The organism is Paraburkholderia tuberum STM678 (genome assembly GCF_902833905.1).
GTDB lineage: Bacteria > Pseudomonadota > Gammaproteobacteria > Burkholderiales > Burkholderiaceae > Paraburkholderia > Paraburkholderia tuberum.
Genome location: NZ_CADFGP010000102.1, coordinates 1 through 13,708 on the forward strand (window position 1 = coordinate 1; position 13,708 = coordinate 13,708).

Genomic DNA, 13,708 nt, shown 5'->3' on the forward strand with positions numbered 1-13,708 from the left:
CATCGACGAACTGTTGCCCTGGAACGTGGCCACGAAGCTGCCTCGGCAGTCTGGCCCATCGGCGTCTGCTGACACGTAACCCGATTCCCGATCATGCCTCACGCGGGCGCCGCGTTGCGGACGGCCGTCGCGAGGTGCTTACGCCGATGAAGGAAGTGGCGCGAATGATTCGCCAGCACTTCGATGGCATCGTCGCCTGGACTCAGACCCGCCACACCAACGGCTTCATCGAGGTCATCAAAGCTTGTTTCAAGCTGCCAAGCGCAAGGCTCGCGGTGACACGCGCTTCACGACGATGCGCACCGTCCTCTTTCTCATCGCCGGCAAGCTGGATTTCTCCAGCTTTAACCCGCACGCCCCGTGAGCCCCATTACCCACTGCATTTTGAAGAAGATGCCAAGTTTCCGAGGATGGCATCGAGGTTCCGCGCGTCGATGAGCAACCTCCGCCCGGGATAAGTGCTTGCGAAAATCGAGCCAAGGGAGGCCGGCTGATCGTCTTCGGACCGTAGCGATAGAGCGAGCTGCCGGGACAATTGACCGCGTCGTACTGACCACTGAGCTGCAACGTCAGCAATCTTCGAACGGCGACGTAGCGAAAAGTGTTTCGTCGACTGACGGCGACAGACCAGTCCTGGTCAGTAACAAACCATCGCACCACACACGTTCGACGCGTCCCCACGCACAGGCTGAAGCAGCGTCCGGGAAGAAACCTCGTCCGTGATAGTTGGCGCTCGTGTTGCAGAGCAACGGAATACCCGTCAGCTTTTCGTATTCGACCAGAAGTTGCGCCACCGGATGCTCGGAAGTTCTTGACATGGTCTGCAATCGGGCAGATCCGTCGAGATGCACGACGGCAGGGATTTTTTCTCGCCATTCCGCGCGCGTCTGATGATCGAACAACATATAGGGATCAGGGCTCCCCGGGCTAAAAATGGTCGGCGCACGATCCTCAAGGCAAATTGGCGCCACGGGACGGAAGTGCTCTCGAAACTTGATGTCGTTGAGATGATCCTTCATTGTGGGCGAAGTCGCGGCGGCCAGAATGCTTCTGCCCCCCAATGCTCGTGGTCCGAGCTCGGCCCGGCCGGCAAGGAAAATGACGGGCTTGCTACTGGCGAGTATGCTGGCGAGTTCTGCAATGGAGCAAGTAGACGCCGTCCATCCGGGCGGTACTTGGCAACCTTTTAAGGCCGGTCCGCTATATACCGACCACTCCAGCGGCACGAAGCCCTTCTCTGCTGCCAGCGCGCAACAAGCGGCGCCAATCGCAGACCCGCTATCGTTGGGAAACGGCGGCACCCAGATTGCGTCGAACAAACCGCTCGCGCGCAGGGCGCTGTTCCATTTGATATTGAGTCCGCATCCGCCAGCGATGCACAAATTTTTCGGCCCCGCAATCGAATGGCGCTGTAGCGCGATACCCATTTCATGAACGAGAAGACGCTCTAGGAATACATGGAACGAGGCGAGTACGTCTTCGGGCGGCTTGGCTTCCAGTCGCAGCGCGCTTGCTTCGAAGAACTCTCCTACCGCCGCTAGTGACGCGTCCGCGCTGTGGATGTTCTCGCGATAAGCTTGCGCACACTCCGTGTCGCCAGCAAAGCGTGCCTGATAAAGCCCGCGAAATACCTCAACGATATCTTCGTCAACGGAGCCCAGCGCGATGTAAGCCATCAGCTTGCCGGCCACACCCAGATCCCACCGGGCGCCGCCCGGCTTCTTATAAGGACCAAAGTGATGACCCGCCGCAGCGTAGATGTGACCTATCACGGGGAACAGGCAGTCAACATGGCGGGCGTGGTGGCGTTCTACATGATAGAGGCGTGGGACGATGCCACCATCCCACACCAAACAGAATGCAGGTTGCCCGCTTTGGGCAAAGGGACTGGTGCAGTACGCGGAGGCCACATGGCCTGACACGTGAGGATAGCTTTTATAAGGAAAGGACTGGCCGCCGACAAGCAATCCGGAGCCGTCGAGCGAAGCGAGAAGATCATCGGCTCGGCGTTCGGCATAAGGGGCCCCTTTCAGGCTGACGGGAATCGACCCACTGAGGACCCGAAACTGCGACTCGACTACTCCGTCCCAGCCGTCGATGACAAACTGGTCGATATCGTGCGCATCGAAACCATGCTCGGCCAATGCGATCGCGATCGCGTCGAGGTCGTCGATCGCCTGATACCGCGGATTGTTGTCTCGCTTTTCCTGCTCCACGCAAAAAACCAGTTTTCCATCCTCGACAAGGGCGATCGCTCCGTCGTGCGTCAGTTTGATCCCACAGATGCGCATAATATCTCCCGGCCTAACGCTGGTAAGTTGGTCCGCACGAAGGCGAAGCCGCGTTTCGAAAACAGGCGAGCAGACAGTCTTCATTCAACGACTGACCGACGCACCTCAAACGATCGATTTCAACCAGCTCTTCTTGCAGGATGGCTATGACCGTCTCGGCTCCGGCAATGTGGCCCCATCGCCGGCAATTGGCGTCATGTGCCGATCCGAAAACCAGCTGTCCACCGGGCGCAAGCATCCGTGCTAAATTGCGGACAGCCGCACGCACCTCGGCGCTGCCGTCGAGGTAATAGAGAACCTCCGCCACCACGACCAGATCGAACTGTTGCTCAGTCGAAAAATGCTGGACATCGGAGACGATCCAATTGATGTGTGGTGGGTCCATCATCCGTTCGCGTGTCCTGGCAATTGCGTGTGGCACGATATCGATCACGGTGAGCCGTTGGCAGTGCGGTGCCAATTTTTCCGTGAAGGCTCCGCCTGCGCATCCGACTTCGAGCGCATTTGTGACGGATCCCTGCGAAAGTGCCATCCGAAGCATTTGCCTGTGGCGCTCGTGCTCAAAGGGATTGCTGTCGAGCCGCCATGGATCGTCTGCGTCCAATTCCCGACGCAGCAATTCGAAGTTCGTTTGATGTGTCAATTCCGCCTACCTTTATGGTGCGCCGCTGCAAGTGTCCGGACCTTGGGCCGGGACTGGTGCTCCGTTGGACACCGGCGTGTTGGTACAAGAACTGCACGGCGGCCAAACGCTATTGCTTAACGTTCTAGAAAAATGGCTCGCGAGCGCTGTTACCTAGTTTCAGATCTTCAGCAACTCATTGGAGGCGCGTCGTTACCGTGACAACGCCCGTGAGGGATGTAGCCGAACCCGACGCTGTTCCCACAATCCGCGCAGTTCCTCGACGAGGGCTTCACGTCGAGTCTGCTCAGGCGTAATCGTATCGAGAAGATGTCCGAGCACGGCTTCGCCTTCGATCCGCATCAGCAGATCGAACAACTCATGTGAAATACGCACACTGTCACAGTTGGAGCCGCCGGTGCGAATTTCGCACACCGTCTCCTGACGATCCCGCGCTGTGTGAGCGCGGACTCGATAGAGCGATGCATAGGGCGGCAGTGAAACCGCGAGCGCAGTCCAATGTTCCTGCGTTGCGGGCCGCTTTTTGACGAGGAACGGCCCGACCACAAGTCCATCCAGCTCTGTCGTCAGAAATGTGGCAATCGCGTCTGCAACCGAATCCACGATCGGCTCAGCGTTGTTATTAAAGGAAGTATTCAGCAGAATTGGGATTCCTGTCCGCTTCTTGAACGCATTAATAACCTCCCAGTAGGCGGGATTGGTCTTGCGCGATACTGTTTGCAGCCGCGCTGTACCGTCAATGTGCGTGATGGCGCCGAGCAAGGCACGCTTGGAGTCGCGCACGCGAACTACAAAATTCATAAAAGGGAATTCGCGGGTGCCCTCTGGGAGGTCAAAAAATTCGTGCGCATCGTCCTCGAGCACTGATGGCGCGAACGGTCGGTAACCCTCACGCTTTTTGACCATGGCGTTGATCCGGTCCTTGTTTGCGGCCGGCCTGGGATCGGCAAGAATGCTGCGGTTGCCAAGCGCGCGTGGCCCGAACTCCGAACGACCCTGCACCCAGCCGATCACGGCACCATTGGCCATCCAGTCCGCTGCTCTGCCTGCCACGTCATCACTGCGTTCAACGTGGAGGTGTCCGACCCACGCATTCAATTCTTGCTCCACGACCAGATCGCTCCCAAGATCGGGCCCCCAATAAACCTCCTGCAATCGCTCACGCGGCGCGGGCCGACCGAAGTCGCTTGACATCATAAGGGCAGCGCCTAATGCGCAACCGGCGTCATGCGCTGCGGGCTGCACGAAGATGTCTTCGAAAAGTCCCGAATACAGCAGCTTACCGTTCATGGTGCAGTTATGAGCTACTCCTCCGGCTATACACAGCCGCTTCATACCGGTGACCTCGCGATGATGGCGGAGAATGTGAAACACGATCCGCTCCAGCGCTTCCTGCAATGAAGCACCCACATCTCGATGCTGCTGTGTGAATGGCATTCCCTTTCGCCGGACCTGGATGCTGCGGAGCAACGTCGGACCGATGCGGTCCAGGTAGACGCGGTACTCACCGTTGGCGGACAGTTGATAGAATTGCTCGAAGAGCCCGCGATAGGGAGCGGGATCCCCATAAGGTGCAAGCCCCATGACCTTGTATTCGTCGAACAAGCCGTAACCGAGATACCGGATTGTTTCGAGATAAAACAGCCCTAGAGAATTATGCTCTGCGAAAGTCGCGAGTTGCGTAATTTCGGTTCCAGATCCGAGCGCCAAGAGCCCCGAGAGGAAATCACCGCCGCCATCGACCGCGAGGATCAGACTTTGCTCGAATCCAGACATCGCAAACGCGCTCACGGCATGCGCCAGATGGTGACTCACGAATGAGACTCTCGAAGGATCGACCTCGGTACCGAATTCCCGCATTAGTAAGTTACGCAGAAACAGCTTGGCATCCACCGGAATGGAGATGTTCGGCTGGGACAGGAACAGGCGTTCGAGCATAACGTTGCAATAGGCCTCGGTAGCGTAAAACGCGATGTGGTCGATATCGCTGAGCTGAATCCCTGCGGATGCGAGGCAGTATTGAATTGAACTGCTCGGGAACTTGTTAGAGTGCTTGATCCGGTTGAGGCGCTCCTCTTCGACGGCCGCTATTACGCGTCCGTCCCGGACAAGCACCGCAGCGCCGTCGTGCAGAAATGTGTTCGGCAGTTCGAGTGAATTTTCATGAACTTTGTCTAGCCCGCCGCTCACTCCTAAGCACAGCATGTTTCTCTCCTTCATCGTGGTGGGAAGCCCCTATTGGCAAAACTCGAACCCCTACCACATAGGTAAGGTAGGGTATCGCTCGCCGCTGTGAACACCGGTCAGACGTCACCAGCCCCAAAGAATCTCGCGTAGGGTCCGTCTGCAAAATGGCGCCGCAATTCATGAAAATTCTGTACCGTTTGGTCCAGGGTCGCGTTTCTTGGCGACGAAGGATGGCGCGACCAGAAAGCTGAAGCGCTGGAACCCCGAGGAAATCCCCAATCGTTGCCAAACATGCGGCGGGTTCGGGAGGATGGCTCCCGATGCATGTGATTGATCGACAACTGCTGCAACGTCATTTCCTCGGCTTTGCTCAGTTCTACGACACACTTCATCCACTACCCGGCACCACGAAGGTGCCAGCAGGTTTGCGAAATTCAATCGGATTTACCAGGAACACTATCCTCCATGCCGTACAATTCGTAAAATCGTTTGTCTTGATGGAACACATCCACACTATGGATAAGTTGGGATCATGCGTTTCAAGGGCCTCGATCTAAATCTCCTCGTCGCGCTCGATGCTCTGATGACCGAGCGTAACCTCACTGCGGCGGCACGCAGCATCAACCTGAGCCAGCCGGCCATGAGCGCGGCCGTCGCCAGGCTACGCGCCTATTTCTGCGACGAACTATTTACGATGAGGGGCCGGGAACTTGTCCCAACACCGCGTGCAGAAGGGCTCGCTGCTCCAGTCCGGGAGGCTCTGGTGCACATCCAGCTCTCCGTTATTTCCCAGGACGTGTTCAACCCAGCCAAATCGGATCGCCGCTTCAGGATCATTCTTTCCGATTTCATGACAGTCGTATTTTTTCGAAAGATCGTGGAGCGTATTGCACGGGAAGCTCCCGCCGTCAGTTTCGAATTGCTGCCACTTGCCGATGACCCCGATGAGGTTCTCCGGCGCGGCGAAGCCGATTTTCTTATCTTGCCGGAATTTTTCATGTCGAGCGCGCACCCTAAAGCGAAGCTGTTCGAGGAGACGCTCGTGTGCGTAGGCTGCCGCACGAACCAGCAGCTATCAGGGCAGCTCACATTCGAGAGATATATGTCGATGGGGCACGTTGTGGTCAAGTTCGGGCGTGCGCGGCAGCCCTCCATCGAGGAATGGTTTTTGCTTCAGCACGGTCTCAAGAGACGGGACGAGGTCATCGTGCCGAGCTTTAGCATGATCCCGCCTATGCTATTAAACACTGACCGTATAGGGACGATGCCCTTAAGGCTGGTCAAGTATTTCGAAAAAACGATGCCTCTGCGGATCGTCGAACTTCCGCTGCCACGTCCCGCATTCACCGAGGCCGTCCAATGGTCTGCCCTTCACAACAGTGATCCGGCAAGCAATTGGATGCGGGAGATAATATTGGAGGAGGCGTCACGCATGATTCCTCTGCCTAAGACCACGCGAAGACCAATCCAGCCAAGTTAGGAAATGGGATCTTTCAGCAAGGTTTTTGCGGCATGGATTTGTGGGGTTTCGAGGGTTTTGTGGCGATATACCGTGTATCGCCACACCAGGCCTCATTCGGCGCGGTGACGGCAAACGCCTGATCGAGCAGGTTCGGCGGGACTGGCAAGCCGTGTGTCAATCCGGTTGTTGTCTTGATTTGCGTCTCTGGTTGCAACGCGACCCCTGCTTGCGACGCAGTCTCTTTATCGGATGTACGCCGAATTATCGGCACCGCTGGGCTACCGGTTTCCACGGCTCGCTGAAAAAACGTCCACGGCATGGCCTGCGCGCCCGCGCGAAGTGTGCGGTGAGCGTCGGCTTTGACTACTGAAACGATCACCATGAACTGCAATGGAGTTCTGCCATAGCCAAGCCGGGGACATATTGTCGATCTGTCAGTTGATCTTCCGGCGGCGATTATTGGGATCCGGACTGTGCGAGCAAGGCTTCCACGACGTCCAAGCCTATGCAATCGATCGGGTCCAGCCTGCGCAGCTTGGCGATCAGCTTCAGTGCAACGGTGCGCTCGCCGCGCCGCACGCTGATGAACGCGAGCGCCTTCAGTGTGAAGAGCCAGAAGCGGCCTGGACCAGGAATGGTGAAGTCGGTGTCGCCCGGCTGTACCGCACACCAGTCGCTGTCGAGCGACGCCTGCCGGGCGGCGACCGCCAAAGCCTTGGTCGCGACCTCCTGCGCCTCGCCAAGTTCACCCCGGTTCGCATGGAACTTATACAGCAGATAGTAGGGTGGCAGGCAGCGCGGGTACGACAGGACCGCAGTCCACAACGCGGCGGCCACATCGTCATTGCTGCCGCCGCGGGTTCTCTCGATCAGCTGTAGCACGGGGAAGGGAACGTTGCCGCCGAAGAGATCGGTCGATTCGATACCAGTAATGAGATTCATCAATTTGCTCCGATATGGTGAGGCGTCCGGCCGCTTTTGCGGCGCTCGGAAGCCGATGTGACGATGGATGTGTTTGTCTACGCGAACCTGAACTGGATGCGATGCCCGCCGCGCGGACACGCCCATTCGAGGTTGTGATGGTCCGTGCACAGAATGCGGCAACTACGGGTCAATGTTCAGCTCAGTGCAGTCGGCGGTGAGGCCGGTCAAGGGCGTCGTTGCGACAGATCCGGCGAGATCCCGGGCCATCGAGGTTGCACCGAGCAGCAGAATCTCGCAGCGGTACTTGTTGACCGGCGCGGCCGGCTTCTTTTCCGAGGCAGCGGGCGAGTTCATGAGGCCCTCTTCATCAACAGGTCCGCCTCCAATGTCGGATCGCGAGCGAATATCTTGTGCACGAGTTTCAGCGACACGTCGCGCAGGCTGGACGCTTTGAAGACCTTTTGCTCCGCAGGCGTGGATACAACGAAGTCGTTGTAGGCCTTCTGCAGTAAGCATCGATAGACGGCGAGCACGGCCGTCGCGTTGTTACGCGGCAGTTCTTTCCGTTGCCCGATATACTGAAAGAAGCGCTTGAGGATGTGCAGGCGGCTCACGTTCACCACCTTCTCGTCGAATGCGATGTCGAAGAATCGCAGGAAATCCTCGGCCGACGACAGGTGACGCAGTTGTTCGATAACTTCTTGCATGTCGTTACTTCTATTGGACAAGTTTGGCCGCCATCACCATACTCACGACACCTTCACCCGCGTGCTGTGGGCTTGGGTCAGGAAGCGGCGCAGATCGCTTGCATTCGGCGCCTGCTTGTACTGCGTGACGAAAGAGCGGATGCGCGCAAGCAGGAGCGGGATGAGCCGCTCCGACACCCTCACGCCTAGAGCGTCGTAGGCCTCACGCACACTTTGAGATCCAGAATGTTTCCCGAGTATCGTCGACCGTTGCCGGCCGAGCTCTGCTGGATCGAATCCCTCGTAGGTCGTGGGGTGCTTCGCGAGGCCGTCGGTATGAATGCCCGACTCGTGAGTAAAGATGCTCCTACCGATGATGCTCTTGTTGAAGGAAACTGCGCGGCCTGAGGCTTGTTCGACCAGCGACGAAATGTCGGGCAGCGCTCTGGTGTCGACGCCAGTGTCTCGTCGCAGCAGGTGCCGCGCGCCCATCACGACTTCTTCCAGCGCTGCATTGCCGGCGCGCTCACCCAACCCGTTGACGGTGGTGCTCGCATGGGTCGCGCCGGCCCCAAGGGCGGCCAGTGTGTTGGCTGTGGCGAGCCCGAGGTCGTCGTGCGCATGGATTTCGATCTCCAGATCGACGGCGACGCGCAGCGCTGCAATGGCGTAGAAGGTCTTAAAGGGGTCCAGGATACCGACAGTGTCGGCAAAGCGCACGCGCTGGGCCCCGTGCTGCTGCGCGCATTGAGCCACTTCTATGAGAAATGAGGGATCCGCGCGCGAGGCGTCTTCCATGCCCAGGGAAATCTTGGGATGGTTTTTCGCTGCCTCGTCGACGACGCGTGCGATCTGCGCCAGTACCCAACCGCGCGACTGCCGCAGCTTGTGTTGCAAATGAATATCCGAAACGGGAACCGAGAGATGAACGATATCGGCATCGCAGCGCAATGCCGCGGTGAGATCCTCGTCCGTGAGTCGCCCCCAAACCATCAGGCGGGCGTCGAGGTTCAGGTCGACGATTGCAGCGATGCACGCCATTTCGTCTTCGCCCATGGCAGGAATTCCGATTTCGAGTTCGGCCACGCCGGCTTGCGACAGTGCGGCGGCGATCGCGCATTTTTCCTCGGTGCGAAACGCGACGCCGGCGGTCTGCTCGCCGTCACGAAGTGTCGTGTCATTGATGATCGGATTGAGCATGTCAGGTCTCTTGAGTTGTCGGCGATGGATCGCAAGCGTTGTGCCAAGCGAGCATCTACAGTCGGAGCACAATTTGCGGGATGTTGACCGGCACAATGTCGGGTTATGGCGGTGCATCGTCCGATTGTTGGTGTCGCGAATGTTACGTTTTGGACAATGCGGCGGCGCTGGAGGTGGCTCGTTCGATGCCCGCAAGACCCGTCGCGATCAGGGCCGCAAAAGCGAGATACGGATTCAGATCCGCACCGCCAATGCGGCACTCAACGCGGACGGCGTCCGAGCCTTCGCCGTAAAGGCGGAAACCGACCGTCCGATTGTCTTGGCTCCATGCGACCTTGGTCGGCGCGAACGTACCGATCTGGAATCGCCTGTAGGAGTTGATGTGGGGCGCCAGAAAGAGGGTGATGTCCTTCGAATATTTTTACAGGCCCCCAAGGTAATGGTGCATTAGATTGAGACGTTTATATGCGGATGCGGTACGAACGCTTTGCCGCGCGGCAACGTTTCACAGGGGAATCTTCCTCTCCGTGCAAAATCTGGTGGTGGGCAAGTGCCGAGCTGCTTGCGGTAAGGCTCAGTAGCTCCCAGTTTTTACGGAGTCGACGGATGGACAAATCGTTAGTCGGTAAGGGATTTTAGAAACCAACTGCTAGATTCAACGGAAAGCACGATCGTCTCATAGCATCTAAGATAAGTGGCGTGCACGATCACTCGTCGCTACACACGCCGTCATATGCCACCACCAACGTCAAAGAACCGCGCGTAAGATCCGCTCCGCGAAGCGCCATCGCAATACCGAAAATTCTGTAGCGTTCGGTCCCGCCTTCGGGTTTCCGGTGTCGGCCTGTTTCCACCCCCGTTTGGTACGTTGGCAGCAGCGCTCCGTGACAGCCAATCGCTATTGCTCAATGTACACAGCGCATAGACTTTCAGGGGGAGCAAGAGAAAGAGGTTAATGGGTGTGTGAAGAGAAAAGGCAAGAAATCGAATCTGGCGAGCGCGAACCGATGCCACCCTACAGCGGATTATGGTCAATGATGCGATTATCAGGGCAGTCCACCACGGCACTGTCGCTGTCAATGCGAGCTGCGCGAGCCCCGCTAGAAGCGATAAGGCGAGAAATAGCGAGCCCAGATTCAGTCCGATCACGTCCAGCGTAAGGTAACGATCTAGATAGGGCAGCAGGCGCAGCGAAAGCAACGTGTCCCGATACGTACTGCGCGCCCAGCGCAGTTGTTGGCGCAGATACGCTCCCAGTCTGTCCGGAACGACTGTCGCCGCGATGGCGTCCGGAACGTACTCGGTCCGATAACCTGCCGTCAGCATGGGAATCGTCAGATGACGGTCCTCGCCGAAGTCGCTCGGCTTCCCGCGAAAAAGTTGCGTCTCGTACTGATCTAGCAGCAAAAGGACCGCGGAGCGCATAAGACGAGACAGCGACAGTGCTAGTTGCGCCAAGCAAGTTCATAGGGTGTCTGGTTTGTCCGGTCAGGTTGAGGAAGCGATCGGATTGCAAACCCCCGGTCATGCAATGCTGGAATCATGAGGGAAAGCGCCATGAGGGTCTGCTCGCGCCGACCAGCGTGAGTGCATCGTCCCAACTCATCGGGAGGGCATCCGTCGTGCAAGAGCACAATTGCACCCGGCCGGACAGAGGCCAGCACTGCGCTGACAATCGCGTCCACGCCGGGACGAGACCAGTCTCGCGGGTCTACCGACCAGTGGAGGGGCGCCAGACCAGCGCTCGCTGACGTAGTGAGCACTGCTTCGGTCCACATGCCATACGGGGCACGCATATACCGCAGCGAAACACGCGGGCTCGCCATCCTGATGACCCTGCTTGCCGTTAGTATTTCCTGTTGTACTTCGGTGGGTTCGCATCTGGACAGGTCCGGATGAGTCATCGAGTGGTTTGCGACCTCGTGTCCTTCTGCGATCATCCGTCGGATCAGCTTCGGCTGGTCCGCTGCGTACGCGCCGATGACGCAGAAAGTCGCTGGCACCCGGTGTTGCGCCAGCACATCGAGGACGTCCGGTGTGCAAAGTGGATTAGGGCCGTCGTCAAACGTCAAATAGACGTCGCGACGTCCGTTGGTGTCAGCGCACTCGCTGCGCGCTTCGGATAAGCAGTGCCTCACAGCTCTGGCCCGTTCCGGTCAATTATCGTTCCGGTCGGCCAATCGCTCATTGACCGTCCAATCGGTAAGACGACAATGAGTACGTCTTCGATGCGCGTGGGCGGCGTGTCGAGATGCACTTCTCGAAGGGTCGACCTCACGCGAACTCCAGACACAATAGTCGCCAGACCGGGTCGGCCGAGCAGCCTTGCAATATGTTGCCGCAACGCGTGTCGAACCGTGCCGAAGCCAAATGGAACGCCAAGTTCCTGCAACACGGGATACATCACGCGCATTAATTGAGGGATTCCGAGTCCCTCAAGATCCGGACGTACCGCGTACAATCCTAGTTCGGCCACTAGTAGATCGACTGCGCCAACCTTGATGAAACGACGCAGTGCGCCGATATGAGCCGCTACGCCGCGCGCGTCGTAGCCGATTGCACGGAACTCTGGCCTCGCACCAGCCCAACTGTGATTGCCTTCGAATGGTTTTGCATTAAACGCCCCGGTCGGTCCGTAGGTCTTTCGGAAGAACTCGGACAGTTCGATGTGGTCGGCGAGTCGCAACTCATTTTCCCAAACCAGCCTCCACCGCACCTGAGAGCGCACGGAGAGAGGTCCTCTATCTGTGGACACGGCCAAATTCACGACTGCCTCCTATGCGCCGTCCGGCCTTTGAGGGTGGACCTGACGGACGCGAAGGACTTGCTGAGAAAGCGGTTCGATTTCAAGAAATCATCTGCACTCTGGAACAGTTCTGCGATGAAGCCCGAAGAAAAGAGTATTTCCGTCAACGCTTCACGGACCGATTGAACCTCTTCCACGATGGAGATTACATCGAGTGCGCGTGCCTTTCGCACCGGATCTACCAAAGACTTCCCCCGCATCTTCCGCACGATCTGACCGCGATTGACACGAGATCCATTTGGCCGGGTCGCTGAAGCATTTGGTACCTGCAATCGGCTGCTCCCGATTTGTCGCGAAGCCCAGCCGAAGTCGAGGGTTGCCTCAACTGTACGAAGGTAAGCGGCCGATATAGAAAGGGTTTGGAGAACTATGCGAAGTTTTGCCGGTAGTAAGCGCCTACGCGACCTGCCAGACGCTTGTCGCGTCGTGTCGGCGCGATCCAGCTTGCCCATGCCGCCGAAGACCGTGGCCGCATTGGACATGTGCCTCGGTTGATGCTCGGCGTACACCTGAGGATTTTTCTCGGAGTCAGGGCAAAGATCGACAACCATCTTGATATGCCCAAAGTCTATTTCTCCGGCCCGACGTTTTGCTACAGTATTCATGAGAGCGTCCACGAGAAATTGACTTGAAATTTGGTGCCATGTCCGCCGAGAAAGTTCAGCGAGTTCGGCATCGGCGGTTTCCTTCGTCCAGGTGATGAAGCGTCGCCAGTGGTGCTTCATGTGCCCACCGTTATGGCCGCCCATCGGGCCGGACACGCCGCTGTTGCGCCATGCGTGAGCCGCGTGCGCGTGTCCCGATGCATGTGATTGATCGACAACTGCTGCAACGTCATTTCCTCGGCTTCGCTCAGTTCTACGACACACTTCATCCGCTACCCCGGCACGACGAAGGCGCCAGCAGGTTTGCGAAATTGAAATGGATTTACCAGGAACACTATCCTCCATGCCGTACATTTCGTAAAATCGATTGTTTTGATGGAACGCATCCACACTATGGATAAGTTGGGATCATGCGTTTCAAGGGCCTCGATCTAAATCTGCTCGTCGTGCTCGATGCTCTGATGACCTAGCGTGATCTCACCGCGGCGGCACGCAGCAAGGCCCAACTCAACGTCGTTCGCTACGCCGATGACTTTATTGTGACCGGTATGTCGAAAGAAGTGCTCGAATTCGAGGTGCTTCCGGCGGTCAGGCAGTTTATGGCCGCTCAAGGTCTGGAGCGCTCGGAAGAGAAGACCCGGATCACGAACATTGCAGACGGTTTCGATTTCCTTGGCCAGAACGTGCGCAAGTACGACGGCTACTGGCCCAGCGCCTGTGAAGATACTTGGGGTTGCCAAAACAATAGAGGTAGTGAGGATGGCTGGCACCTAGAGCCCGGCAGGGCTTTTTTTGGTGCGCCAGGCATGGCGCGTAGCGCCGTGACTGGCGCTGTCCGACCCGCTGTGGTGGCGAGCCGGATGACTTGGGGGTGAAAGTCCTCTGCACACCCGGCAAGGGGAAG

Annotated in this window: 13 protein-coding genes and 4 pseudogenes; 4 read left to right on the forward strand and 13 right to left on the reverse strand. The window is 57.8% G+C overall.

Features of this window, described 5'->3' with window-relative positions; genetic code table 11:
- Positions 1-128: 128 nt before the first annotated feature.
- Positions 129-364 (forward strand): annotated as a pseudogene (locus tag HWY30_RS38705) (transposase); the annotation flags it as partial.
- Between the two features lie 205 nt (positions 365-569).
- Here HWY30_RS38705 and nodU read toward each other — a convergent pair.
- From nodU to HWY30_RS38720, 3 genes are all read right to left on the reverse strand, one after another.
- The gene (nodU, locus tag HWY30_RS38710; protein WP_090811377.1) at positions 570-2,291 is read right to left on the reverse strand and encodes a nodulation protein NodU; all 1,722 of its coding nucleotides are present in this window, start codon (positions 2,289-2,291) and stop codon (positions 570-572) included.
- 13 nt (positions 2,292-2,304) lie between these two features.
- Positions 2,305-2,934: a nodulation methyltransferase NodS gene (gene nodS, locus HWY30_RS38715; protein ID WP_090811375.1), complete on the reverse strand. Its 630-nt coding sequence runs from the start codon at positions 2,932-2,934 to the stop codon at positions 2,305-2,307.
- Between the two features lie 192 nt (positions 2,935-3,126).
- Complete coding sequence (locus HWY30_RS38720) at positions 3,127-5,139, reverse strand: carbamoyltransferase family protein (RefSeq protein WP_176079028.1); 2,013 nt, start codon at positions 5,137-5,139, stop codon at positions 3,127-3,129.
- 514 nt (positions 5,140-5,653) lie between these two features.
- On the opposite strand from HWY30_RS38720, the gene HWY30_RS38730 reads away from it, so the two are divergent.
- Positions 5,654-6,601 (forward strand): LysR family transcriptional regulator, encoded by a 948-nt coding sequence (locus HWY30_RS38730; RefSeq protein WP_090811373.1) that lies wholly within the window; start codon positions 5,654-5,656, stop codon positions 6,599-6,601.
- Between the two features lie 58 nt (positions 6,602-6,659).
- Here the strand turns inward: HWY30_RS38730 and HWY30_RS42265 are convergent.
- The 5 genes and pseudogenes from HWY30_RS42265 to nifV form a co-directional block, all read right to left on the reverse strand.
- A pseudogene (locus HWY30_RS42265) lies at positions 6,660-6,841 on the reverse strand (IS3-like element ISBvi4 family transposase); the annotation flags it as partial.
- Between the two features lie 198 nt (positions 6,842-7,039).
- Positions 7,040-7,525, reverse strand: a complete 486-nt coding sequence (locus HWY30_RS38740) for a hypothetical protein (protein WP_090811371.1) — start codon at positions 7,523-7,525, stop codon at positions 7,040-7,042.
- 165 nt (positions 7,526-7,690) lie between these two features.
- Positions 7,691-7,819, reverse strand: a pseudogene (locus tag HWY30_RS38745) (electron transfer flavoprotein subunit alpha); the annotation flags it as partial.
- A gap of 38 nt (positions 7,820-7,857) precedes the next feature.
- Complete coding sequence (gene nifW, locus HWY30_RS38750; protein WP_090811369.1) at positions 7,858-8,214, reverse strand: nitrogenase-stabilizing/protective protein NifW; 357 nt, start codon at positions 8,212-8,214, stop codon at positions 7,858-7,860.
- 42 nt (positions 8,215-8,256) lie between these two features.
- Positions 8,257-9,393, reverse strand: coding sequence for a homocitrate synthase (gene nifV, locus HWY30_RS38755; RefSeq protein WP_090811367.1), 1,137 nt, complete (start codon positions 9,391-9,393; stop codon positions 8,257-8,259).
- A 73-nt stretch (positions 9,394-9,466) separates the two neighbouring features.
- Between nifV and HWY30_RS43225 the strand changes: the two genes are divergently transcribed.
- Positions 9,467-9,844, forward strand: a complete 378-nt coding sequence (locus HWY30_RS43225; protein ID WP_425199431.1) for a hypothetical protein — start codon at positions 9,467-9,469, stop codon at positions 9,842-9,844.
- A gap of 278 nt (positions 9,845-10,122) precedes the next feature.
- Here HWY30_RS43225 and HWY30_RS38765 read toward each other — a convergent pair whose 3' ends face one another.
- Genes HWY30_RS38765 through HWY30_RS38785 form a run of 5 tightly spaced genes read right to left on the reverse strand, consistent with a single transcriptional unit; the run spans position 10,123 to position 13,073 of the window.
- The gene (locus HWY30_RS38765) at positions 10,123-10,818 is read right to left on the reverse strand and encodes a glycosyltransferase family 2 protein (protein WP_208524371.1); all 696 of its coding nucleotides are present in this window, start codon (positions 10,816-10,818) and stop codon (positions 10,123-10,125) included.
- A 20-nt stretch (positions 10,819-10,838) separates the two neighbouring features.
- Positions 10,839-11,531 carry a chitooligosaccharide deacetylase NodB gene (gene nodB, locus HWY30_RS38770; RefSeq protein ID WP_090811365.1) on the reverse strand — a complete coding sequence of 231 codons (693 nt, stop codon included), beginning with the start codon at positions 11,529-11,531 and terminating at the stop codon, positions 10,839-10,841.
- Positions 11,528-12,160 carry a NodA family N-acyltransferase gene (locus HWY30_RS38775; protein ID WP_090811363.1) on the reverse strand — a complete coding sequence of 211 codons (633 nt, stop codon included), beginning with the start codon at positions 12,158-12,160 and terminating at the stop codon, positions 11,528-11,530. The genes nodB and HWY30_RS38775 overlap by 4 nt, the downstream gene beginning before the upstream one ends.
- Positions 12,157-12,924 (reverse strand): response regulator, encoded by a 768-nt coding sequence (locus HWY30_RS38780; RefSeq protein ID WP_167368783.1) that lies wholly within the window; start codon positions 12,922-12,924, stop codon positions 12,157-12,159. The genes HWY30_RS38775 and HWY30_RS38780 overlap by 4 nt, the downstream gene beginning before the upstream one ends.
- Positions 12,921-13,073, reverse strand: coding sequence for a hypothetical protein (locus HWY30_RS38785; RefSeq protein WP_176079029.1), 153 nt, complete (start codon positions 13,071-13,073; stop codon positions 12,921-12,923). The genes HWY30_RS38780 and HWY30_RS38785 overlap by 4 nt, the downstream gene beginning before the upstream one ends.
- 228 nt (positions 13,074-13,301) lie before the next feature.
- Between HWY30_RS38785 and HWY30_RS38790 the strand changes: the two are divergent.
- Positions 13,302-13,505 (forward strand): annotated as a pseudogene (locus HWY30_RS38790) (reverse transcriptase domain-containing protein); the annotation flags it as partial.
- Positions 13,506-13,708: the final 203 nt, after the last annotated feature.